Origin of the sequence: Thermodesulfobacterium hydrogeniphilum (assembly GCF_000746255.1) — a bacterium.
In the GTDB taxonomy this organism is placed as follows: Bacteria; Desulfobacterota; Thermodesulfobacteria; order Thermodesulfobacteriales; family Thermodesulfobacteriaceae; genus Thermodesulfobacterium; species Thermodesulfobacterium hydrogeniphilum.
On the sequence record NZ_JQKW01000008.1, the window covers coordinates 165,105 to 188,529 of the forward strand.

General features: G+C 30.6%; 19 protein-coding genes, 1 tRNA gene, 1 pseudogene and 1 riboswitch. Of the genes and pseudogenes, 10 read left to right on the forward strand and 11 right to left on the reverse strand.

The features are described from left to right. The first annotated feature begins 172 nt into the window (after positions 1 to 172). From CC87_RS04665 to tsaE, 10 genes and pseudogenes are all read left to right on the forward strand, one after another. Positions 173 to 2,380 carry a TonB-dependent receptor gene (locus tag CC87_RS04665; RefSeq protein WP_038056624.1) on the forward strand — a complete coding sequence of 736 codons (2,208 nt, stop codon included), beginning with the start codon at positions 173 to 175 and terminating at the stop codon, positions 2,378 to 2,380. After that, positions 2,350 to 3,348 (forward strand): ABC transporter substrate-binding protein, encoded by a 999-nt coding sequence (locus CC87_RS04670; RefSeq protein WP_038056626.1) that lies wholly within the window; start codon positions 2,350 to 2,352, stop codon positions 3,346 to 3,348. Before CC87_RS04665 ends, CC87_RS04670 begins: the two co-directional genes overlap by 31 nt. Further along, complete coding sequence (locus CC87_RS04675; protein ID WP_038056628.1) at positions 3,335 to 4,336, forward strand: FecCD family ABC transporter permease; 1,002 nt, start codon at positions 3,335 to 3,337, stop codon at positions 4,334 to 4,336. The genes CC87_RS04670 and CC87_RS04675 overlap by 14 nt, the downstream gene beginning before the upstream one ends. Before the next feature lie 2 nt (positions 4,337 to 4,338). Further along, positions 4,339 to 5,148, forward strand: coding sequence for an ABC transporter ATP-binding protein (locus tag CC87_RS04680; RefSeq protein ID WP_051920583.1), 810 nt, complete (start codon positions 4,339 to 4,341; stop codon positions 5,146 to 5,148). Between the two features lie 347 nt (positions 5,149 to 5,495). After that, positions 5,496 to 9,044, forward strand: a pseudogene (gene cobN / locus CC87_RS09260) (cobaltochelatase subunit CobN). A gap of 11 nt (positions 9,045 to 9,055) precedes the next feature. Next, entirely contained in the window at positions 9,056 to 10,066 is a 1,011-nt protein-coding gene (locus CC87_RS04690) for a magnesium chelatase ATPase subunit I (RefSeq protein ID WP_038056630.1), read from the forward strand. Then, positions 10,044 to 11,930: a VWA domain-containing protein gene (locus tag CC87_RS04695; RefSeq protein ID WP_038056632.1), complete on the forward strand. Its 1,887-nt coding sequence runs from the start codon at positions 10,044 to 10,046 to the stop codon at positions 11,928 to 11,930. Before CC87_RS04690 ends, CC87_RS04695 begins: the two co-directional genes overlap by 23 nt. 104 nt (positions 11,931 to 12,034) lie before the next feature. Then, entirely contained in the window at positions 12,035 to 12,925 is an 891-nt protein-coding gene (locus CC87_RS04700) for a hypothetical protein (protein ID WP_156955578.1), read from the forward strand. A 44-nt stretch (positions 12,926 to 12,969) separates the two neighbouring features. Further along, entirely contained in the window at positions 12,970 to 15,594 is a 2,625-nt protein-coding gene (locus tag CC87_RS04705; protein WP_038056636.1) for a M16 family metallopeptidase, read from the forward strand. Between the two features lie 8 nt (positions 15,595 to 15,602). Further along, a complete protein-coding gene (gene tsaE / locus CC87_RS04710) occupies positions 15,603 to 16,079 on the forward strand; it encodes a tRNA (adenosine(37)-N6)-threonylcarbamoyltransferase complex ATPase subunit type 1 TsaE (protein WP_038056638.1) in 477 nt (158 codons plus the stop codon). 59 nt (positions 16,080 to 16,138) lie between these two features. On the opposite strand, the gene CC87_RS04715 is transcribed toward tsaE, so the two are convergent. The 11 genes from CC87_RS04715 to CC87_RS04765 all read right to left on the reverse strand — a co-directional run bounded on the left by CC87_RS04715 (position 16,139) and on the right by CC87_RS04765 (position 23,422). After that, entirely contained in the window at positions 16,139 to 17,071 is a 933-nt protein-coding gene (locus CC87_RS04715; protein ID WP_038056640.1) for a glucokinase, read from the reverse strand. Next, positions 17,068 to 17,610 carry an OmpH/Skp family outer membrane protein gene (locus CC87_RS04720; RefSeq protein ID WP_038056642.1) on the reverse strand — a complete coding sequence of 181 codons (543 nt, stop codon included), beginning with the start codon at positions 17,608 to 17,610 and terminating at the stop codon, positions 17,068 to 17,070. The genes CC87_RS04715 and CC87_RS04720 overlap by 4 nt, the downstream gene beginning before the upstream one ends. 14 nt (positions 17,611 to 17,624) lie before the next feature. After that, on the reverse strand, positions 17,625 to 18,224 hold the full coding sequence (gene pal / locus CC87_RS08645) for a peptidoglycan-associated lipoprotein Pal (RefSeq protein ID WP_051920585.1): 600 nt from the start codon (positions 18,222 to 18,224) through the stop codon (positions 17,625 to 17,627). A gap of 15 nt (positions 18,225 to 18,239) precedes the next feature. Beyond that, positions 18,240 to 18,815, reverse strand: a complete 576-nt coding sequence (locus CC87_RS04730) for a hypothetical protein (protein ID WP_038056644.1) — start codon at positions 18,813 to 18,815, stop codon at positions 18,240 to 18,242. Between the two features lie 213 nt (positions 18,816 to 19,028). Continuing rightward, complete coding sequence (locus CC87_RS04735) at positions 19,029 to 20,183, reverse strand: MFS transporter (protein WP_038056645.1); 1,155 nt, start codon at positions 20,181 to 20,183, stop codon at positions 19,029 to 19,031. 18 nt (positions 20,184 to 20,201) lie between these two features. Further along, positions 20,202 to 20,531, reverse strand: coding sequence for a DUF190 domain-containing protein (locus tag CC87_RS04740; protein WP_038056735.1), 330 nt, complete (start codon positions 20,529 to 20,531; stop codon positions 20,202 to 20,204). A gap of 34 nt (positions 20,532 to 20,565) precedes the next feature. Then, the gene (crcB, locus tag CC87_RS04745) at positions 20,566 to 20,946 is read right to left on the reverse strand and encodes a fluoride efflux transporter CrcB (protein WP_038056646.1); all 381 of its coding nucleotides are present in this window, start codon (positions 20,944 to 20,946) and stop codon (positions 20,566 to 20,568) included. Between the two features lie 12 nt (positions 20,947 to 20,958). After that, positions 20,959 to 21,723: a prenyltransferase/squalene oxidase repeat-containing protein gene (locus CC87_RS04750; protein WP_038056647.1), complete on the reverse strand. Its 765-nt coding sequence runs from the start codon at positions 21,721 to 21,723 to the stop codon at positions 20,959 to 20,961. A gap of 12 nt (positions 21,724 to 21,735) precedes the next feature. Continuing rightward, positions 21,736 to 22,107, reverse strand: coding sequence for a HEAT repeat domain-containing protein (locus CC87_RS04755; protein ID WP_038056652.1), 372 nt, complete (start codon positions 22,105 to 22,107; stop codon positions 21,736 to 21,738). Between the two features lie 26 nt (positions 22,108 to 22,133). Then, positions 22,134 to 22,199, reverse strand: a riboswitch (Fluoride riboswitch). Further along, complete coding sequence (gene ftsY / locus CC87_RS04760; RefSeq protein ID WP_084222201.1) at positions 22,200 to 23,279, reverse strand: signal recognition particle-docking protein FtsY; 1,080 nt, start codon at positions 23,277 to 23,279, stop codon at positions 22,200 to 22,202. Between the two features lie 50 nt (positions 23,280 to 23,329). Then, positions 23,330 to 23,422: transfer RNA gene (locus CC87_RS04765), tRNA-Ser, on the reverse strand. Positions 23,423 to 23,425 lie beyond the last annotated feature (3 nt).

The window sequence follows — 23,425 nt, forward strand, 5'->3', positions numbered from 1 at the left end:
ATTTTAATTAACACATTTTTAAAAATTTTTTAACATTAAATAATTTTTATTTTATTTAAAAATGTTATTATGAAAATTTTTTAAATATTATTGACATTTATTCTATTTCTGTTACTAAAATTAAAGTGATGTTATTTTTTAAAATTTTTTAAATCTATATTAGGAGGTAAGTATGAAATTTAAAAAGATTTTCATTAGTTCAGTTTTAATTTCTGTTATGGGATTGAAAGGTGTTTGTTTTGCAAAAGAAAACAATGCTAAAGATGCAACTCAGGAGCTTCCCGAGGTAGTGGTTACAGCAACCAGAACAGAAACACCAATTACTGAAACCCCAGGAAGTGTAACAGTAATAACCAAAAAAGACATAGAAATTAAAAATCCTAAAACCATTGATGAGGCTTTAAATGATATTCCTGGTGTTTTGGTTAAAAGAGGTAAAGGATTAATGGATACCTTAGCAAGAATTACTTTAAGAGGGATTCCCGGCCAACAAAGAACTCTCGTAATGATGGATGGAATAGTGCTTAATAATCCTTATTATGGGGGCATCAAAATAGCTGGGTTTTTTCCTGAAAATTTAGAAAAAATAGAAGTAGTAAAAGGACCTTTTTCTTCTCTTTACGGTGGATATGCTATGGGAGGTGTGGTGAATTTTATTACAAAAATGCCTGAAAAAAGAGAATTCACTCTTAAATCAGGCTATGGTTCAAGTTTTGATCGCGGTGAAGCTATGGATGATTTGCGAAGATTTTATATATCCTTTGGGGATAAAATTGCCAATAAATTTAGTTTTTTTATAAGTTACGGAAGGCATGACACCAATGGATATCCTACAAATCCTGTAATAAGAAATTCTGCGCCCCCTGCAGGAATTCTCGGCTATATAAATAGCTATGATAAATATGGAAATCCTGTTTATATTTATGGAGACAAAGGAGATAATACCTGGTGGGATGATGGAATTACTGTAAAAGCTCAGTATGATTTTTCAAAAGATACCGCACTGAGATTAACTTTTATGAGGAATCGTTATAAATATGATTATGACAATCCTCATACCTATCTTTACAATGCTACTACGGGACAGTCTTTATATTATCCTAAGGAATATTATTATCTTGCAGGAAGCGGTGGAAGAACACAAAATATTTTTGGTCTAAATTTTAATACAAAAATTTTAAAAAATCTTTTAATGAAATTCAATCTATCTTATTTAACCACGGAAAAAGACTGGTATATTTCCCCTTCTTATGGAGCAACTATTTCTGGAGGACCAGGTAAACTCTCAGATACTATCCAGAATAGATATTATATAGATCTTCAATTTTCTTTACCTTTGTTTACTAATCAAATCTTGACTTTTGGAGGGAGCTTTATTAAGGATTATGCAAATACCAAAGAAAAAAATCTTAGTGACTGGAGAGATGAAACATCTACCACTACTTTAAAATATCAATCTAAGGGTAAAACCCAAAGTTATGCTATTTTTATCCAAGATGAAATAGAAATATCTCCTAATTTGACTGCTTATCTTGGTATTAGAGAAGACTGGTGGAAAACTTATGATGGGTATGTAAATCAGATAGGTACTACTGGATATCCTATAGAATATGATTCACACTCTGAATCTTGCTTTTCTCCTAAATTTGCCATAGTTTATAAACCTTTTGAAAAAACTACCTTAAAAACATCCATTGGTAAAGCTTTTAGACCTCCTACGGTATACGAACTTTACAGAACATGGACATCATCTTATAGTGGAATTACATATGCTGGAAATCCAAATTTAAAACCAGAAACTGTTGTTTCCTGGGATATAGGGATTGAACAGAAACTTTGGAAGGGAGCTAAAATGGAAATTACCTATTTTCAAAATAATATGAAAAATCTGATCTATAGTAAGACAGTAAATGCTACTTATCAAGAAAAAGTTAATGTAGGTAAAGCTCAATCAAAAGGTATAGAATTTAGTATTGAACAAAAGTTTAGAAAATGGTTAAAACTTTTTGCTAATTTCACTTATACTGACTCTGAAATAAAAGAAAACGATGCTAAACCTTCTACTGAAGGGAAAAGACTCACTTATACTCCCCTTTGGATGGGAAATATTGGAGCAGAGCTTAAAAGAGGAAAGTTTTCAGCTTATATCGTAGGAAGATATGTGGACAAGATGTATGGTAATGATGAAAATAAAGATAAAAAATCTTATGTATATGGTTCCTATGATGAATACTTTGTAGTTGATGCCAGTTTTTCTTATAAATTTAATAAATTCACAACGCTTTCTCTTACCTTAAATAATATTTTTGATGAAGATTATTATCAATATTATAAGGCCCCTGGTAGATCATGGTTTGCAGAGCTTTCCATAAAATTCTAACTTTGTGGATTTTGGTTAACCTTTGGATTGGGGTAGCTTTTGCTACCCCTTATACCTTTATTGATAAAAGAGGAAAAAGAATTGTTATTAATGTCCCTGTAAAAAGAGCAGTAATTGTTATAAGCTATGAGCTTATTCCTGCTTTGAATCTCTGGGATCAGGTAGCAGGTGTTTCAACCTGGGCTGAAGAGCATTGTGACATTTACAAAGCTTTTATAAGCTTAAATCCCAAATTAAAAAAACCAACTGTAGGAGTAGGCACAAATTTAAATATAGAAGCAATTATCAAATTAAAACCTGATTTGATTATTACCTGGACCTATGCTCCTCAGGTAATTAAATATTTAGAATCTAAAGGACTTAAAGTTTTTGCTATTTATCCAGATAGTTTAAAAGAATTTTATCAGGTTTTAAAAATTCATGGTAAACTGTTTGGTAAAGAAAAAAGGGTTGAAGAAGTCATCAAAGAAATGGATAAAATTTTTAACTTGATTAAAAAAAGAGTAGCCAAAATTCCTCCTGAGAAAAGAAAAAAGGTTATTTATCTTTTAGGAAAACCTACTACAGTTTCTGCTGGAATTGGAATTACTGATGAAATAATTAATTTTATAGGAGGTATTAATCCTGCTGGTTTTATAAAACAGCGATATGCTGATGTTTCTATAGAACGGATTTTGCTGTGGAATCCAGATGTTATTTTTATCTGGGGATATGCAGGATATACTCCTGAATGGATTTTAAATAATTCTCAGTGGGAGCATATTAAAGCTGTTAAAAATAAACAGGTTTATAAACTACCCCACTGGTCAACCTGGTCTCCAAGAGTAGCTCTTGTTGCTCTTTATATGGCTATGAAAATTTATCCAGAATATTTTAAAGATATAAATTTTGAAAAAATAGCGGATAATTTTTATCGCAAGGTTTTTGGTATCTCTTATAAACAGGTTAAACCTTATGAAGAACCTTAAAGCTATCTTTCTTATCTTCTCCCCTTTAGTTATTGGTTGGATTGCTTTATTTTTGGGAGCTTATAAAGTTAATCCCTTAATGGTTCTTAAAATTATTTTAAATGAAGTTTTTCATGTTTTTAACTTAAGGGATTCTGCTGAAAAGGCTATTATTATAGATATAAGACTTCCTAGAGTATTACTGGCTGGAATTGTGGGAGCAAGTCTATCTGGATCTGGAGTGGTCTTGCAAGGAATTTTTAGAAACCCTCTGGTTGACCCTTTCATTCTTGGTATTTCTGCAGGTGCTGCTTTTGGATGTGCTATTACTGTTGGTTTTTTTCCTCATTGGTCTATTCAGCTTAATGCTTTTATTTTCGCCCTTTTAGCAGTAGCATTGACATATTTCATAGCAAGAACTCAAGGAGAAATTTCCCGTCTTCCTCTTATTCTTTCAGGAGTGATTGTTTCTGCTTTTTTTCAGGCTCTGGTTTCTATAGTAAAATTTCTGGTTGATCCTCATAAGTTGCAAGCTATAGTTTTCTGGCTTATGGGTAGCTTCAGTTTGGCTGATTGGCAAACTTTAAAAATAGCAGGTTTGGGTGCTTTAATCGGCCTTTTACCTGTTTATTTTATGAGATGGAGATTAAATGTCCTGAGTTTATCAGAAGAAGAGGCTAAATCCTTAGGTGTAAATGTAAAAAGGGAAAGATTGATTTTAATTGTCTTTTCCACCTTGGCAGTAGCAACTGCTACTTCTGTTTGTGGAATAATCGGATGGATAGGACTTATGGTTCCTCATTTAGTTAGAATGACTATAGGACCTGATCATAAAGTTCTCTTTCCTCTAAGTTTAACTGCTGGAGCAGCTTTTATGATTTTAGCGGATACTATCTCAAGAACTATCACAAATTTTGATATTCCAGTTGGTATTATAACAGCTTTAACAGGTGCACCTTTTTTCTTATATCTCTTGAAAAAAGGCGGAAAAGAAGCTTGGGGAAAATAAATATGTTGGAAATCAAAGAACTTTGGTTTAAACATAAAGGGCAAAAGGAGGATATTTTAAAAAATGTGAGTTTTACTACAGAAAAAAGAAGACTAACAGTAATACTTGGTCCTAATGGCTCTGGAAAAAGCACACTTTTTAAATGTATAACAGGGATATGGAAACCTTACAAAGGTTCAATTTTGGCAGATGGAAAAGAGATTAACAAACTTTCTCACTTGGAAAGAGCTAAAATTTTTGCAGTTGTTCCTCAGGAGCATGAGCCAGCTTTTCCTTATTCTGTATTTGATATAGTTTTAATAGGCAGAGCTCCTTATGTTGGGCTTTTTTCTTCACCTAATTCAAAGGATTATAAAAAGGCAGAACAAGCTCTTCAGATCTTGGGAATCTATCATCTGAGAGATAAACCTTATAATAAAATAAGTGGAGGCGAAAAACAACTGGTGCTTCTTGCAAGAGCTTTAGCTCAAGAAGCACCTTTTATGCTTCTTGATGAACCCACTTCTAATTTAGATTTCAAAAATCAAATAAAAGTGCTCTCCAAAATAAAAAAATTGGCTTATGAAAAAGGGCTTACAGCTTTGGTTACTTTACATGATCCAAACCTGGCAAGCCTGTTTGCAGATAAAATTATACTAATTAAAAATGGCAAAATAGTGGCAGAAGGTAAACCTGAAAAAATTTTAAACGAAAAACTTATAGAGAAGATTTACGGAGTGAAAGTGCGAATTGTGCAAAACAATGGCTTTAGATTAATATTTCCTATTTTAGAAACTTCATGTATAAACAAGCCTTTGGAGGCACAAAAATGAAGGTAATAGCTATTGTGTGGCAATCTTATTATAACATGCTTTATAAAGCTTCTAAAAATTTAGAAAATCTGGTAGATATAGAAGTCCATTCTGCAAGAGCATTGGATATGGATTATGAAAGATTTGAAAGGGTTTTAAAAGATTTGAAAAAAGCTGATCTTATTTTCCTCTACCGTTCTAACGAGCCCTTTTGGGAGACCTTAGAAAAAGAAATAAAAAAAATAAAAGCTAAGATTGTCTGTTTAGGACATGATACTTCTTATTGGCTTTTATCCAATATTTCAGTAGATGTGTTAAGCAAGGCTTATAAGTATTTAGTTATAAATGGAGAAAAAAATCTTACTAATATGCTTAAATTTTTGCTTAAAGAAACCCTTGATATGGAAATAAACTATGAGGAGCCTGAGGAAATTCCCTGGGAAGCACTTTATCATCCCTCTGCTAAAAGTATTTTTAAAAGTGTAGATGACTATCTAAACTGGTATGAAAAATACTGGGGAGCTAAAGAAAGTAAAGGCACCATAGGAATTCTTTTCTCAAGGCATTATTGGATAAATGGGAATACTGAAGTAGAAGATATTTTAATTAAAGAGTTTGAAGCAAAAGGTTTTAAAGTGATTTCAGGCTTTGCTTATTCTGTTAAAGATGAATCTCTGGGAACTAAAGGTTCTGGAGAGGTAGTTTTAGAATGGTTTTTAAATAAAGAAGGAAACCCAAGAATAGATGCTTTTATTAAACTTATTTCTTTTTTCTTAGGAACAAGCAGAGAAAAAAGTTTTGATAAAAAAGAAACAGCCTTTGATGGAATTGAAATTCTTAAAAAACTGAATGTTTCCTGTTTTTGCCCTGTTAGCTCCTATTATAAAACTATTGAAGAGTGGGAAAAAGAAGAGCTTAATTTGGATATAGGATGGTCTATTGCTCTTCCTGAATTTGAGGGAGTAATTGAACCCATTATAATTTCTGCTCAGGTAAATGGAGAGGCTGATGAGAGAAAAAGAATGCCTATTCCTGAAAGAATAAAAAAATTCATCTCCCGTATAGAGAGATGGATAGAGCTTAGAAAAATTCCTCCAGGGGAAAGACGCATTGCTTTTATTTTACATAATAATCCTTGCGCTTCTGTTGAAGCTACAGTTGGTTCTGCTGCACATCTTGATAGCCTTGAATCAGTGGTTCAGATTATGCGTAAAATGGAAAAAGCGGGGTATAAAGTAGAAAATATTCCAGAATCCGGGAAGGCTCTTATTGAAAAAATTATGCAGAAAAAGGCTATTTCTGAATTTAGATGGACCACAGTAGAAGAGATCGTAGAAAAGGGAGGAGCTCTGGCTTTGGTGCCTGTAGAAAAGTATTTAGAATGGTTTTCTGAGCTTCCAGAAAAAACTCAAAAAAGAATGTGTGAAGCCTGGGGAAATCCACCTGGAGAATGGAAAGAAGGTATTCCTCCTGCTATGGTTTATAATGGGAAGATAGTAATAACTGGGCTCAGATTCGGGAATGTAACAGTGCATGTGCAACCTAAAAGAGGGTGTGCTGGAGCAAGGTGCGATGGAAAAGTCTGTAAGATTTTACATGACCCAGATGTGCCCCCTCCTCATCAATATGTAGCTACCTACAAATGGATCTCCAGGGAATTTAAAGCTCATGCTATAGTTCATGTAGGAACTCATGGAAATCTGGAATTTTTACCTGGAAAAGGGGTAGCCCTATCCTCAGCCTGTTTCCCTGATATAGCAATTGATACTATACCACATCTTTACATATACAATGCAGATAATCCTCCTGAAGGAACAATTGCTAAAAGACGCTCTTATGCTGTGCTTGTTGACCACATGCAAACTGTTATGACAGAATCAGGAGTTTATGATGAACTGGAAGAGCTTGATAGATTGATAGGCGAATACGAAGAATCCAAAGTTAAAGATCCAGCAAGACTCCATGCCCTTCAACACTTAATTTTTCAAGCTTTAAAAAAATCCAATCTTGATAAGGAAATTAAAATTAGATGGCAGGGAAAAAGATTAGCTATTTCAGAATTAACTCATGAAGAACTTCATCAAATTTCTTTTGATATTATAGTAGATGAAATTCATGGCAGATTATCTCTAATTAGAAATACCCAAATTCAGGATGGTATGCATATTTTTGGTAAGCTTCCAGAGGGAGACAGAAGGATTGATTTTATTTATGCTATTATGCGATATGACGCAGGAAAAGAAATTTCTTTAAGAAGAGAAATAGCTAAACTTTTAGGTTATGATTTGAAAAAGCTTTTACAGAATCAGAATAAATTTGATTCAAGGCTAAAAAAATCTTATGGAGCTATTCTGGAAATGATAGATAAAATTGGGAAAGAAGTGATAAAAGAGGTGCTGAAAAGTTAAATCTTAAAAGCAAGGAGGTGAAGAAGTGTGAATATTAAAGAAGTTCTTAAAAAGATAAACTGGAAAGACCCGGTCTGGCAAAAAATAAAGGAAGAAATTTTGGATTTAAATCGCAGGATTGAAGAATCTAAGGAAATAAAAACTCTTTTAAATGGATTTAGTGGAGGATATATTCCAGCTGGGCCTTCTGGGCTTATTACTCGTGGAAGAGATGATGTTTTACCCACAGGAAGAAACTTTTATAGTCTTGATCCCTATAGAATTCCTACTAAATCTGCCTATGAAATTGGGAAAAGGCTTGCAGAAAAACTTATAGAAAAACATTTAAATGAAGAAAGTCGTTATCCTGAAAATGTGGCTATTTTTTGGATGGCAAGTGATGTAATGTGGGCTGATGGAGAAGGAATGGCTCAGATTATGCACCTCATTGGAGTTAAACCTATTTGGCTTCCTAACGGAAGAATAAAAGGTTTTGAGATAATTCCTTTGGAAAACCTTGGACGTCCAAGGATTGATGTAACTATAAGGGTTTCAGGAATAACAAGAGATAACTTCCCTAATTGTATAGAACTAATTGATGAAGCCATTCAAAAAGTAGCAAGTCTTGATGAACCACCTGAAAAGAATTTTGTAAAAAAGCATACTCTGGAAATTATGAATAAAAATGGAGGAGATTTTAGAGCAGGAACTCTTCGCATTTACTGCTCCATGCCTGGAACTTATCAAGCAGGAACGCAATTAGCAGTTTATGCCTCTGCCTGGAAAGAAGAAAAGGACCTTGCAGAAGTATTTCTTTACTGGAATGGATATGCCTATGGCAAAGGTATTTGGGGAGAAGCCAAACATAAAGAATTTGCAGAAGTTTTAAGAAGTGTGGATATTACTTACAATAAAGTTGTATCAGATGAATATGATTTATTCGGATGTTGCTGTTATTTTGGAACCCATGGAGGGATGACTGCAGCTGCCAGATACTTATCTGGAAAAAATGTAAAAACCTATTATGGAGATACCAGAGATCCTGAAAATGTAGAAGTGAGAGATTTAGCAGATGAAATAAGAAGAGTGGTAAGAACTAAACTTCTAAATCCTAAATGGATTGAAGGGATGAAAAGACATGGTTACAAAGGTGCAGGAGATATATCTAAAAGAATTGGTAGAGTTTACGGCTGGGAAGCTACTACTCAAGAAGTGGATGACTGGATTTTTGATGACATTGCAAGAACCTTTGTTATGAATAAAGAAAATAGGGAGTTTTTTAAAGAAAACAACCCTTGGGCTTTGGAAGAAATAGCAAGAAGACTCTTAGAAGCTTGGGAAAGGGGACTGTGGGATCCTGCAGAGGATGTTAAAAAAGCCCTTAAAAAAGTTTACTTAGAAATTGAAGGCTGGCTGGAAGATAGCATTGGAGATGTAAAAGGTGATTTTCAAGGAGGAAGTATTGACATTGTAACTGCAGAAGAAGTAAAATACTGGAAAAAGAAAATGCAAAAAATAATAAATGTCTAAAGGAGGTTACTGTGATTTTTCCGTTTACAGCTATAGTTAATCAAGAGGATATGAAACTCGGGCTTATTCTTAATGTTATAGATCCATCTATTGGTGGTCTTCTTATTATGGGAGAAAAAGGAACAGCTAAAAGCACAGCAGTTAGAGCTTTAGCAGATTTACTTCCTGAAATAGAGGTTATTAAAGGTTGTAAGTTTAATTGTGCACCAGAAGGACCTTATTGCATAGAATGTTTAGAGAAAATCAAAAATGGAGAATCCATAGAAATTGAAAAAAAGAAGATGGAGGTGGTGGAACTTCCTCTCGGAGTTACAGAAGATAGAGTCGTAGGAACCTTAGATATAGAGTACGCTATTACAAAGGGTAAAAGACATTTTGAGCCAGGACTTCTTGCCAAAGCCAATAGAAATTTTCTTTATATAGATGAGGTAAATCTACTTGAGGATCACATAGTGGATTTACTTTTAGACTCAGCAGCTATGGGAATAAATAGAGTTGAAAGAGAGGGTATTTCTTTTTTCCATCCTGCAAGATTTATTCTGGTTGGAACTATGAATCCAGAAGAAGGTGAACTCCGTCCTCAATTTTTAGATAGATTTGGTCTTTGTGTAGAAATAAAGGCTATTACAGATAAAAATTTAAGAAAAGAAATTTTAAAAAGAAAAATAGAATTTGATACAAATCCTGAAAAATTTATGCAAAAATGGGAACCTGAACAAAAAAAACTGGTAAAAAGAATTCTTGAGGCTAAAAAATTAATCTCTGAAATAGAAGTCTCTGAGGAAATTTATGAAAAAGTAGTGGAGCTTACCTCTGAACTCAGTTTAGATGGTCACAGGGGAGACATAGTGCTTCTTAAATCAGCCAAAGCACATGCAGCTTTTAATCTCAGAAAAAAAGTTGAAAAAGAAGATATAAAAAGAGTTGCTTATTTTGCCTTAAAACACAGATTAAAAAGACTTCCCTTTGAAGAACCTGAAAGCGAGGTGAAACGACTTTATGATATCCTTTCCAGAATTTAAAGAGGCTTTCCCAGAATTAATTGGTAATTATCCTGCCAAACTTGCTTTGGTTTTAAATTTAATAGATCCAAATTGTGGAGGAGTTTTATTAGCAGGAAAAAGGGGATTAGGAAAATCTCTTCTTTTAAAGCTTTTTAAAAAGTATTTAAATCTCTTTAAGATTCCTTATGTGGAAATCCCTCTCAATGTTACAGAAGAAAACTTAGTAGGAGGAATAGATGTAGAAAAAACCTTGGAAATAGGTTATAGAGTCTATCAAAAAGGTTTGTTAGACAAAGCCAAAAATGCTTATGTTCTCATTGAAGAAATTAATTTATTTCCTGCAGAATATCTATCTCTTATTTTCCAAAGGTCTTATAATTACACTATAATTGCAACTCTTAATCCTGAAGAGGGCTTCATTTCTTCTCACTTTTTGGATAAAATCGGCATGTGTGTATTTTTAGAAAAACTGGAAGACAAAAAGGCTTATTTTGAACTTCTCAGGTTTTGGGAAAAAGAAAAAGATTTGGAAAATTCTTATTTAGAAAGTTATTCTAATCTATATAAATATATAGAGATTATTAAGTCCTGGAGAACCAATGTAAAATATGAGAATTTTATCTGGGATTATATAGTTGAGATTTGTTTAAAAAATAGAGCTTTCACGCATAGAGCTGAGATTTTCCTCTTTTTTGCTTCACGTGCCTATGCAGCTTTGAAAGGAGACTCTGTAATTAAGCCAGATTATGTTAATTTTGTAGCGCCTTTAGTGCTTTTACACAGAATGAAAAATGTAGAAGAAAAACTTCAGCCTCAACAAGAAAAAAAAGAAAATCAAGAACAATCTCAGAAAAATCAAGAAGAGCCACAAAATCAATCTCAAAATAAACCAGAAAAGCTCCCTCAAAAAGAGCAAGAAAAATCCTCTTCTCAAAATGAAGAAAATAAAGAAGAAAATGAAGAGCCTGATCTGGATAGCTTAGAAATTTTTTTACCATCAGCTCCTAAGGAAGAAATTTTTGATTTGGGAGATGTATTTAAACCAAAAAGACTTCTACTTAAAAAGGACCGCATAATAAGAAGTATAAGTGGAAGAAGAACTAAAAGTAAAACCCACCTTAAAGGAGGAAGATTTGTAAGAAGTGTAATCTTTAGCAAAGATAAAGATATAGACCTTTTTGGAACAATTAAAACAGCTTCTCCTTTTCAAAAGTTAAGAGGAAGAAAAGATAAGCTTATTATTTACAAAGAGGATATAAGGTATAAAGAAAAGGAAAGAAAAATAAGCCATTTGGTAGTTTTTGTGGTAGATGGTTCAGGTTCTATGGCGGCCCAACGAAGAATGATAGCTACCAAAGGTGCTATATTATCTTTGCTAATGGATTGTTATCAAAAAAGAGATAAAGTAGCTATGATTTTATTTAGAAAATTTAATGCAGATGTGGTTTTACCTCCCACATCTTCTGTAGAACTTGCTTATAAAAAATTAAAAGATCTTCCTACAGGAGGGAATACTCCTTTATCTGCAGGCCTTTTTGAGGCTTATAAACTTATCAAAAAGTATCATCTTAAATCTCCTGAAGACCGAATCCTTCTTATGCTGGTTACAGATGGTAAAGCAAATATTCCTATTAAAATAGCATCTGATCCTTTAGAAGAGACAGAAAATATCTGTTATGAATTAAAAAATCTTTCTTATGTAGATGCAGTAGTGGTAGATACAGAGATAAAAAGAGATTTTTTAAAAATGGATCTGGCAAAAGAGATTGCAGAATGGCTGGGAGCTCTTTATTTCGCTTTAGAAGAAATAAAGTCAGAAAGTCTTTTAAATATTGTTAATCTTTCTAAAAATTTTTTATATAGAAATGAAGCTAAAAGTTAATGGATATATTAATTTATGAGATCTTTTCTTTATTTCTTAAAACTGGGATTGAAACATTAAAATTTATCTGCCCTATTCTTCTTTTAATTTTTATTAGCCTCTTTTTGTGTCAGATATTTATTCAATTAGGTCTTTTTAAAAAATTAGAACCATTAGGGAAAATTATGACCAAACTTGCTAATCTCCCTCCTCAAATAATGGTTCCTTTTATAGTATCCTTAGGCTCCCATGTAGCAGCCAATACTATTTTGCAAAACTTAAGAGAAAATCAAGAACTTACAGACAGAGAAGTCCTTTTAGGATCTATTTTAAATTCTTCTATAGGTCCTTTAAAAGAAACCTTTACTTATCATCTCCCTATTATCTTACCTGCTCTTGGTTTAAAAATAGGTAGTTTTTATATTTTAACTCTCTGGTTTGGAAGCTTTTTATTATTTTTATTTGTGGTTATAACAGGTAGAATCCTTCTCCCAAAAAGAGATTATAATAATTTTATAAAATTGCCAGAGAATCTCTTTTATGAAAAAATTCCTAAAAATTTTAAAAATTTGTTGATTTCTGCTTTTAAAAAAATCTTAAAAATCTATAAAAGAATATCTATTTTATTTTTTACTACCACCTTTTCAGTATTTTTATTAAGCAATTTGGGTTTTTTTAAAAAACTGGGAAAATTATTTTTCCCTATAATAAATTGGATTCATCTTTCTCCTAAGGTTATTCCAGCTTTATCTACTTTTATATTTTCTCCTATTATAGGTTATGCTTCTCTTGGCTCTTTACTTCAAAAAGGAGAAATTATGGATAAAGAAGCTTTTATTGCTTTACTTATAGGAAGTATTTTTATGCTTCCCATTATATATTTACGCTTATATTTTCCTCAATGGATAGCTATTTTTGGTTTAAGATTAGGGCTTTTACGTGGAATTATTTCTTTAAATCTTATTCTTTTTTCCAGAATCTTAGTTTTGATAGCATTTTTAACTTTTATTAGATAAGTGGTAAAATTGAAAATAGATTTTTGACATTACAGGAGGTTTTTATGCTTTACAAATCTATAGTTTACTCTAAAATTATGCATATTTTAATAATATTTCTTTTTCTTTTAGGAGGATTTTCTATGGAAGGAAAAGCCCAGGATTTAAAACCAATAGTAAACAAAGTGGTAGAAAAAAAACTTTCCAATGGTCTTACAGTGCTTTATTATCCTTATGAAAGAGGAGATGTAGTTACAGTTAGACTTTGTGTTAAAGTGGGAAGTGCCTATGAAACAGAAAAAGAAGCAGGGCTTACTCATTTAATAGAACACATGATTTTTAAAGGAACTGAGACTAAAAAACCTGAAGATATTGTAGGAGCTATTGAGGCTCTGGGTGGTTATATGAACGCCTTTACTTCTTATGATTACACCTGTTACTATGCAGAAGGGCCTTCTATTATTACAGAAAAAGCCTTGGATATTCTTTCTGATGTGGTTTTTCATCCCTATTTTGATCCTAAGGAATTGGAAAAAGAAAAAGAGGTTGTTATAGAAGAAATGAAAATGCGTTTAGATAATCCTTTTGTGGTTCTATTTGAAAATATTATGAAAGCTACTTATAAAACTTATCCCTATAGAAGACCTATTATAGGTTATGAAGAAAATGTAAAATCCTTTAAAAGAGAAGATCTTTTAAAGTTTGTAAATCAATTTTATGTTCCTGAAAATATGGTTCTTACAGTAGTAGGAAATATATCTGAAAAAAAGCTTTTTTCCCTTATTAATAAATATTTTACAGATCTTCCTCAAAGAAAGCTGAAGATAGTAAAGTTTCCAGAGGAAACATATACAGATAAACCTACTTTAGTATGGGTAAAAAGACCTGTTAAAGAGGGATATTTTGCTTTTACATTACCAGGAGCTTCTTTTAGAAATGAAGATGCTCCTTACTTAGATCTTTTGGCTCAAATTTTAGGAGGTGGTGAATCTTCTCGCCTTTATTTAAAATTAAAAAGAGAACTTAATTTAGTAAAAACTATATCCGCTTCTTCTTTTACACCTTATGGACCTGGAGTTTTTGAAATTTTTGTAACAGCAGATCCTAAAAATTTTAAAGAAATTGTAAAAGAAATAGGAGAAGAACTGGAAAGAATAAAAGAAGGTGGTGTTTTAGAAGATGAATTAGAAAAAGCAAAAACTCAAATTCTTTCTGATTTTATTTTTTCTGCTGAAACCTCAGATGGATTATCTGGGACTTTATCAAGTTTTTATTTAACTCGCGGAACTTATAAAGATATAATATGGTATGAGAATAAAATAAAAACCGCAACTCCAGAAGATATAAAAAGAGTTGCTCAAAAATATTTTAATCTTCAAAAATTAGTAGCTGGGTTTCTTTCTGAAAAAGAGCTTTTTAATGAAAAAGAGTTTCAGAATATTATAAATTGTATAAAAGTTAAAAAAACCGCAGAAGTTTTTACTTTAAATAATGGATTAAAAGTGATTCTTTATCCACAAAATGATTTACCTACTATAGGATTAACTCTTGCATTTCCGGGAGGATTAAGGTTTGAAACAAAAGAAACTAATGGTCTTTTTCAGGCTTTAAGTTTACTCTGGACAAGAGACACAAAAAATCATACTGCAGAGGAACTTGCTGATAAACTTGAATCTATAGGAGCTACTATAAAAGGTTTTTCAGGTAGAAATACTTTTGGTTTAAAAGCAACTTTCCTTTCTTCTAAACTTGATGAATCTTTAAATCTATTTAAAGATATTATTTTAAATCCATCCTTTAATGAAAAGGAATGCGAAAAGGCAAAACCAGAACTAATTTCCTTAATTCTAATGCAACAGGATCAACCCATTTCTTTAGCTGTTAATGACTTTTTAAGAGAGATCTTCCCTGGTCATCCCTATGGTTTAAATATAGCAGGAAATATAGAATTTTATCAAAGGTTTACTTCTAAAGATTTAATCTCAGCTTATAAAAAATTTGTAAATCCTGAAAAAGGAACCCTTGTAATTGTAGGAAATTTTGACCCTCTTTTTATGAAAGAAAAAATTGAAGACCTTTTAAAGGATTGGAAAAAACCTTTATCAGAAATAGAAATAGAAGAAAAAGAACCTCCTGAACCTAAGGAAAGATATAAAAAAGTAGAAAAAGATACTTTTCAAACTCAGATTTTACTTGGTTTTCAAACTCCAGGGTTAAATTCTAAGGAAAAAGTTGCATTAGAAGTTTTAAATGCTGCTCTTTCAGGTCAAGATGGAAGACTTTTCAGAATTTTAAGAGACGAAAGGTCCTTGGCTTATACTGTTACCTCTTTTGTAATTTTTTATCCTAAAAAATCTGCTTTTGTTTTTTATATAGGATGCTCTCCTGAAAAAGAAAAAGAGGCAATTTCTGGATTTTGGGAAATACTTGAAAATATCTCTAAAAACGGACTTACAGAAGCAGAAATAAAAAAGGCTAAAAATAGACTTATAGGAAAACTCAAGATTGGTTTACAGAGTAATATTTCTATAGCTGAGGATATGGCTGTAAATGAAGTCTTAAAATTAGGATGGAACTATAGCTCAATTTATGAAAATCTGGTAAAATCTATTACACAAGAGGATATAAAAAATTTAATTAGTAAATATTTTAAAAAAGATAAAGCAGTTTTGTTTATTTTGGGAAAATAATTTTATAAATGCGAATAGAAATAATAAGTAATAAAGAAGAAGATACTATAAATATAGGAAAAAATTTAGCAAAATTTTTAAGACCCGGAGATCTGATTCTTCTTTATGGAGATCTTGGATGTGGTAAAACTACTTTTGTAAAAGGTTTAGCAGAAGGGCTGGAAGTAGACCCAGATATTTATATAACCAGCCCCACTTTTTCTTTGATTAATATCTATGAAGGCAAATATACTATTTATCATGTAGACCTCTATCGCTTGGAAGAATTTGAAATAGAAGAGCTTGGAATTTGGGAATACTTAAATAGCGGTATTGTAATTATTGAATGGGCAGATAAATTATCAGGAATTCCTATAGAGAATTTTTTGGAAATAAAATTTGAGTATTTTGACTTTAGTAAGAGAAAAATCACTTTAATTGGTTACGGAGAATGGCAAGATATTTTAAAAGAATGGAAAAAATCTTCAAATTTGATATACAAGTAAAAAATAAGAATTAAAATGGAGTTTTTCACAGAAAGCACCATTACTTGATTTTTAACATTCTATATTTGATTACGAAGAATAGCAAGAGCTCCTAAAAGGCATGGATTGGGATGAGTTATAATATTAATAGAAAATTCTTCTAAAACTTTTTGCATCTTTTTATTTTCAAAATAACCTTTTAAAAATTTTTCTTTAAATTCTTTTTTTTCTAAAAATATCTTTAAAGCATGAATAACTCCTCCAGCTAAATAAATTCCTCCTTGAGGCAATGAATACAAAGCAAGTTGTGAGCTCTTTCTTCCTAAAAGCTCTAAAAATTTTTGAATTACTTTTAAAGCTTTTTTATCTCCTTTTTTAGCAAATTCTGTTATTTCTTCTGGTTTAAGAATTTCTTTATAAAAATATTCATACCAATAACTTAAAGCTTTTCCTGATAAAGCTTTTTCCCAGCTAAGTTCTTCTTCTTTTTCTTTTAAAAAATTTAAATATCCAAATTCTTCATCATTTAAAGGGGAAAAAAAGATATGTCCTCCTTCTGTAGGTAAAATGATCAATGGATCTTTTTTTACAAGAATTGCTTCTCCAAGCCCTGTTCCAGGAGCAATAAAAGCCTTAGGAACACTTTGTTTAACTTTTCCTTTTTTTAAATTTAAAATATATTGCCTTTTTAAAAGTAATGAACTTGCAGAAAGAGAATATAAATCATTCACCAAAATAATTTTTTTAAAACCAAAAGATCTTTTTAAATAAGGCACTGAAATCTTCCAATTTAAATTGGTAAGATAAGCTATATTTTTAAAAACAGGGCCTGCTACAGCAAAAAAGGCAGTAACAGGCTTTGTCTCAATTTTTAAGTCTGATAAATATTGCCTTAATACCTGATAAAAACTTTTAAAATTTTTACTTTTATATATTTTTAAACTACAAATTCTACGATTTTTTAATAAACCAAAACGAGAATTTGTACCTCCAATATCTGCTATTAAAATCATTTTTTAGATTTCTTCATCTCTTCGTAATGTTTATTAAAAAGCTGTATAATCTTAGATGTAAGATCTATTTTAGAAGAAGTGTAATATATACCTGGCTGATTTTTTTCTAAAATTAAATCATAATTTTCTTTTTCAACAAAATCTTTTATTACCTTTTCTAATTCTTTAAATACAGGATCTAACATTTGCTTTTCATATTGTTGCATTTCATATTGAGCATCTTCTTGCATACTTTTTAACTCTCTAAGTTTTTTTTGATATTCTGCTTGTTTTTTATCTTTTACTTCTTGAGACCAAAGAGAACTCTTATTCTCTATCTCATCTTTTAAAGCTTTTAATTCTTTAGCTTTAGCTTGAATTTTAGCAGAAAGTTCATTATATTTTTTTTGCAATTTTTTCATTACTTCCTGACCATATTTAGAATTATTAACTACTTTTTTAATATCAACAACACCTATTTTTAAATTTTCTGCTTTTGAAATTCCTGTAAAAAATAAAAAAACAAAAATAAAAAAATAAAAAAATGTTATTTTTTTCATAAATTAAACCTCCTTTATTTTATGATAACAAAATCTACCCTTCTATTTACAGCCCAACAGGTTTCATTATGACAGGTAGCTAAAGGTCTTTCTTCTCCAAAACTTATGGTAGAGATTCTACCCTCTTTTATTCCAAGTTTAACCAGCATTTTTTTAACTTCTAAAGCTCTTTTAGCTCCAAGAGCCATATTATATTCATTAGTTCCTCTTTCATCACAATTTCCCTGAAGCTGGATATTTACTTGAGGATGTTCTAAAAGATATTTTACATTTTGTTTTATTCTATCCCACATATCTTCCCTAATGCTATAATCATCATAATCAAAAAAAATAGCTAAAAGAGGAGAAGTTCCTCTTCCATAAAGTTGCCAATAAGTCCAATTTTCTTTTCCTGCTTTTTTATTTTTTTCTTCTGAAAAAACCTCAGAAACAACCTCTTTAGAGGGTTTTTCTTTAGTTTGATTGTTTATAAATACAGTCTCATTGTAAGAAGGAATCTTTTTAACAGGTGCTTCATAAGAAGGAATTTCTATAATAGAAGGTGCCTCCTTTTTAGCACAGCTACATAAAAAAAAGATTATAAAAAGCATAAAAACATAAAAAATATATTTCAATTTTGTACTCCTTTTTTAAGCATATCCTGTTAAATCAAGCTCAATTAAAAAATCTCCTAATAAAAATTCTAATTCTTTCTTAATATAACTACATATCTCATAAAGTAAAGTGAGTTCTTCATTTAATACTTGGGTAACTAATATATAACCTTTTTCTCCGAGTTTATCAAGTAACCTTCTACAAAAATAATCTCTACATAAAAAGGGCCTGGCAAAAATTTTACAACCTGTAGGACCTACAAAAAAACATCTTAAAGGAACCTCTCTTTCCTTAGGAATTTGAACTCCTAAGAACATATTTATAAGTAATATATTAATAGTTACTTCATTTTCTAAACCTGCTTTACAACATCCTTTTTTTTCTAATACAGAACAAATATAACATTCATTAAAGGTTCCCAATTTTTCCATGGTTTTATTAGATTTTAAAACAGCTTCTTCATATCTTTTTAAAAGATCTATAAATTTTTCATCTTTAAAAAAATAATCAGACCAGTGTTCATAAAGTTCCTGAGCGACTCTTATCTTTTCAAGAATAAGAGAAGTTGGATCGTAATCAATACTTTTAAGATATTTGAGATTCTTTAACATTGAAGATCCTTATTTATTATTTTCTAAAATTGTATTATAAAAAAGAAAAAATAAAAGAGGATAATTATTAAAATTGTTTCATATAAACAAAATTTTTGAAACTAAGAATTTATCAAGTTTTTAAACTTTTAATTTTATAGTTAAAACTTTTATAAAACTGCTTTAATTTTATGTAGAAAATTTAAAAAAGTTTCTACATGGTTTTGAACATAATTATAACTTAATTTTAGACAATTTTATCAACAGAGGTACAGAAAGTAATTGCAAGATTATAGAAACCATAATCAGAGCATAAATAGAAAAGTCATAAAGAATTCCTAATAGAGAGCTTCCTAAGAACCATAAAAATCCATAAAATGCATTAAAAATCCCATAACCTGTAGCTCTTTTTTCTTTTGGTATAAAAAAAGATATAGCAGCTCTCATGATGGATTCCTGAGCTCCCATTCCTATACCCCAAAGAATCATTCCTAATAGAACTATATAAAAATTTCCTAAGAATACACAAGGAGCAAATAAGGCCGAAATAAAAACTGAAAAAATTAGAACTATAAAACCTATTTTATCAAAAAGATATCCAAAAATCAATGCAGCCACTGCATCAATTCCCATAGCTATAGCATAGAAAAGAGGTATCCATTCATTGTTTAAAATTTCTATTTTTTTTAAATGATAAGCTATAAGAGCAAAATCTGCATAACCAGCTCCATAAATTCCTATAGCAAAAGCATAAAGCCAAAAACCTTTAGAAAAAACTTTTTGTTCTATAGAAGATTCTTCTTTTTCAAATTTTTGAGGATGAGGATATAGAAAAATAGAAATAAAAAGTATAAAAAGTGCTAAAAAAGCGGGTATTAATAAAATAGTAAAGGAAAGTTTATAACTTCCAGTATAAAATAAAATTGAAGCTATTATTAGAGGTCCTGTTATAGCACCAATCTGATCCATAGCTTCGTGAAAACCAAAGCCTTTACCTCTTCCTATTTTAGAAGTAGCATAAGATAAGATGGTATCTCTGGCAGGAGTTCTTATAGCTTTTCCTATTCTTTCAGTTAAGACTAAAATAACAGCTTGAGACCAGGTTTTAACTAAAGCAAGAGATGGAACAGAGAATAAGTTTATAATATAACCTATAAGAGTAACAGTCCAGTATTTTTTAATCTTATCTGTAAGATAGCCAGAAATTAAGCGTAAACCATAGCCTATAAATTCTCCTAAACCGGCTACAAATCCAACTACAGTAGCACTTGCTCCTAAGGTAGCAAGATAAGGCCCTATAATACTTTTGGCACCTTCATAGGTTATATCTCCTAAAAGACTAACTAAACCAAGCAAAATAACTAATAAAAAAGGAGACCTTAAAGACAAGTTAATCCCCGCTTATTTTTAAGGAATATATTTTACAATTTTTACAGGAAAAGCAATAACCAAACCATGTTGGATAAGACTGTTTATTTCTTTTAAAAATTCTTCCACTTTTTCCTTTGATTCTATAATTTCTATTAAAATAGGGAGATTAGATCCCAAATCTAAAAAAGAAATACCTCTTATTTTTTTAGAAGGTCCATACCCCATAATAGCTTTAAATATAGTTACTCCGCTTAAATTTTTTTCTTTTACTATTTCTAAAATCTTTTTATAAAGAGGTTTTCCTTCAATTCTATCTTCCTCTCTAATGTAAATTTTTATCATATAAGCTTCTTTATATTCTTGCATAATTAAAAACCTCCAAAATAAATTATAAAAAATTTTATTTAAAAAATAAAAATCTGGCAAGGGCAAAGCCTAAAAATCCAGATAAAAAAGAAATAAAAAAATTAAAAAAGACATTTAAAATGCTTAATAAAAAGTATCCCTGTTGAAATAAAGAAAGGGTTTCAAAAGTAAAAGAAGAAAAAGTAGTAAAAGCACCTAAAAATCCTATAATTAGGAAATATCTATAAAGTGGATCTATTCCAGAATATAAAAAATGCAAAGATAAAAAACATGCTAAAAAAGAACCGATTACATTTACTGTTAAAGTGCCAAAAGGAAAAGTATCAGATATTAGTTTGGTTGATAATAAAACAACTCCATAACGGGCTAAGGCACCAAAGGATCCTCCAAGAGCTATTAATAATAACTTAAACATTTGATCCTCCGTTTAAAAGATTAAAATTTTTTCAGAATCCATAAAGCATAATATTGTGCTTTCTAAAAAAGAAATTCCTTGAGAATTTCTTCCAAAACCTCCATCTTTATTCCTGCAGGATAAAACAAATTCCTTTAGTTTATCTAAATCTTTGGGATAAAGATTAAAACAGTGCAAAACATAACAGGCGTAATAAGTATTTTCCATATAAGATGTGGTGCCTTTAAAAAATCCAAAACCTCCATCAGAATTTTGAGCTTCTAAAATAAACTCAAAAAAATCTTTAGGAAAATCCTGTTGAAGAATTTTATATAAAAAATATAAATCTTTAATGGTTCTAAAGTATCCTTTTGATAACTCCTTTAATGTCTTTTCCTTTAAAAAAGACAAAATAGCTTTATCTTTTAAGATCGTAAAAATTTCTGTCAAGTCCTTTATTTCTTTTAAAGAAAGTTGTTTCTTTTGAATTTTATATTTCAGGTTTTTATAGCAAAATTTTAAGCAATCTTTATTCAACTGATTTAATAAAGAAAGATTATTCAAAATTTTAAAAAACTTAGCCAAAGGGTCTAAAGTAAGACTTAATATATTCTGATTTAATAAAAAATTTTTTTGTTTTTTTATGTTTATAGGATAATTGCAGATATTTAAGATTTTTATAGCAAAATAGGTATCTTCTATAGTGGGAGGTAAAAGAGGCGTTCCAGCAAATCCTCCTTCTTCCTTTTCTCGCTTTAAAACAAATTCAATAGCATTTTTTATTATTTCTTTTTTCATAAAAAAACCCCCTTATGTCTCTTTCAAAAGATTTAAAATAACTTTTCGTAAGATAAGATTTTTGGTATTACTGGCTGCTTTTAAATAGTTTATTGCTTCAGGTGTATTTATTTTTTTTAAAGTCCTTGCAATTTCGCAAAGTTCAAAGGTATCTCTATTTTCTAAAAGCATTTTTCCTAAGATTTTTACAGCTTTATAGCTTTTGATATTTCCTAAGACATGAATAACAAATTTTCTATTTTGAGTAACAGGGTTTTTTAAACCGAGAATAAGTTTATCTTCAAAGGAAAACTTTTGAAATTCCTGCAGATTTTTATTACATTTTGGACAGATCTTGGTATTTTTTTGAATTTCTGCCCAGCAGAAAGGACAAAACCATTTCATTATAAAACGCCTCAACTTTAATTTTTAAAGCTGCAGGCGTCATCAGCCCTGCTGGGCAGTTATTAAGGGAGGACGCCATCTCCCTTAATAAACTAATCTGGTAAAATAGCAGAAACAAAAGCCTTTTTATCAAAAGGTACCAAATCTTCTGCTTTTTCTCCTAATCCTATAAATCTTATAGGAAGATTAAATTTATGGGAAACAGCTATAGCTATTCCACCTTTAGCAGTTCCATCCATTTTTGTAATTATTACACTGTGTATGGGAATAGCAGAAGAAAAATGTTGAGCTTGACTCAAGGCGTTTTGTCCAGTAGTAGCATCTAAAACCAAAATAATCTCCTGATATTTTTCAGGAATAAGTTTGTTCATAACTTTTACCATCTTTTTGAGCTCTTCTATAAGATTATATTTAGTGTGAAGCCTTCCTGCTGTATCAATAAGAGCTACATCAATATTATTTTTTTGAGCATAGGTTATTCCTTGATAAATTACAGCTCCTGGATCAGCTCCTTCTTGAAGAGCTACTACAGGAACATCAATTCTCTCTCCCCAGGTTTTTAATTGATCTATAGCAGCAGCTCTAAAAGTATCTGCAGCTACAAGAACTACAGAATAGCCATTATCTTTAAGTTTCTTACCTATTTTTGCTATAGTAGTAGTTTTCCCTACTCCATTAACTCCTAAAAAAAATAAAACTGAAGGTTTCCCATCTGGTGGAAAAGGTTTGTCCGTTTCTTTTAAAAAAGAAAGCATTTGTTCTTTTAGAAAAGACTTGAGCTGTTTAGTAGTAAGTGCCTCACCTTTAAGAACTTTATCTTTAAATGGTTCCAAGAGATCTAAAGTGGTTTCTACTCCGAGATCTGCTAAAATAAGTTTTTCTTCTAAATCTTCAAGAGTTTGTAAATCAACAATTTTATCTACTTCAAAAAGTTCTGCAAAACTTTCTGAAAGTTTTTCTTTTGTTTTAGAGAGTCCTTTTTTAAACTTTTCTAAAATTTTTTCCTTTTTAAAAAAGCCAAAAAAACCTCCTTTTTCTTTTGTTTCAGCTATTTCAGGTTGATGAGTTTCAGCGCTTTTGACCTCTTGAGTTTGAACTTCTAAAGATTCTTTAACTTCTTGAGTTTGGACATCTTCTTCTTTTTTAAATTTTTTAAAAAATTTTTTAAGCATTAAAAAGATCCAATATAATTTTTAATATTTAGGAAGTGTAAAAAACAATTTGGCGGAGGAGGAGGGATTCGAACCCCCGGAGGGCCGTGAAGACCCTCAACGGCTTTCAAGGCCGCCCCCTTCGTCCACTCGGGCACTCCTCCAAT

Coding starts and splice junctions, on each gene's coding strand:
- CC87_RS04730 (WP_038056644.1), bottom strand. CDS start 18,815: ATGTTAAAGAATCTCAAATATCTTAAAAGTATTGATTACGATCCAACT.
- CC87_RS04670 (WP_038056626.1), top strand. CDS start 2,350: ATGGTTTGCAGAGCTTTCCATAAAATTCTAACTTTGTGGATTTTGGTT.
- CC87_RS04705 (WP_038056636.1), top strand. CDS start 12,970: ATGCTTTACAAATCTATAGTTTACTCTAAAATTATGCATATTTTAATA.
- tsaE (WP_038056638.1), top strand. CDS start 15,603: ATGCGAATAGAAATAATAAGTAATAAAGAAGAAGATACTATAAATATA.
- ftsY (WP_084222201.1), bottom strand. CDS start 23,279: ATGCTTAAAAAATTTTTTAAAAAATTTAAAAAAGAAGAAGATGTCCAA.
- crcB (WP_038056646.1), bottom strand. CDS start 20,946: ATGTTTAAGTTATTATTAATAGCTCTTGGAGGATCCTTTGGTGCCTTA.
- CC87_RS04750 (WP_038056647.1), bottom strand. CDS start 21,723: ATGAAAAAAGAAATAATAAAAAATGCTATTGAATTTGTTTTAAAGCGA.
- CC87_RS04715 (WP_038056640.1), bottom strand. CDS start 17,071: ATGATTTTAATAGCAGATATTGGAGGTACAAATTCTCGTTTTGGTTTA.
- CC87_RS04740 (WP_038056735.1), bottom strand. CDS start 20,531: ATGCAAGAATATAAAGAAGCTTATATGATAAAAATTTACATTAGAGAG.
- CC87_RS04695 (WP_038056632.1), top strand. CDS start 10,044: ATGATATCCTTTCCAGAATTTAAAGAGGCTTTCCCAGAATTAATTGGT.
- CC87_RS04720 (WP_038056642.1), bottom strand. CDS start 17,610: ATGAAAAAAATAACATTTTTTTATTTTTTTATTTTTGTTTTTTTATTT.
- CC87_RS04675 (WP_038056628.1), top strand. CDS start 3,335: ATGAAGAACCTTAAAGCTATCTTTCTTATCTTCTCCCCTTTAGTTATT.
- CC87_RS04755 (WP_038056652.1), bottom strand. CDS start 22,107: ATGAAATGGTTTTGTCCTTTCTGCTGGGCAGAAATTCAAAAAAATACC.
- CC87_RS04680 (WP_051920583.1), top strand. CDS start 4,339: ATGTTGGAAATCAAAGAACTTTGGTTTAAACATAAAGGGCAAAAGGAG.
- CC87_RS04665 (WP_038056624.1), top strand. CDS start 173: ATGAAATTTAAAAAGATTTTCATTAGTTCAGTTTTAATTTCTGTTATG.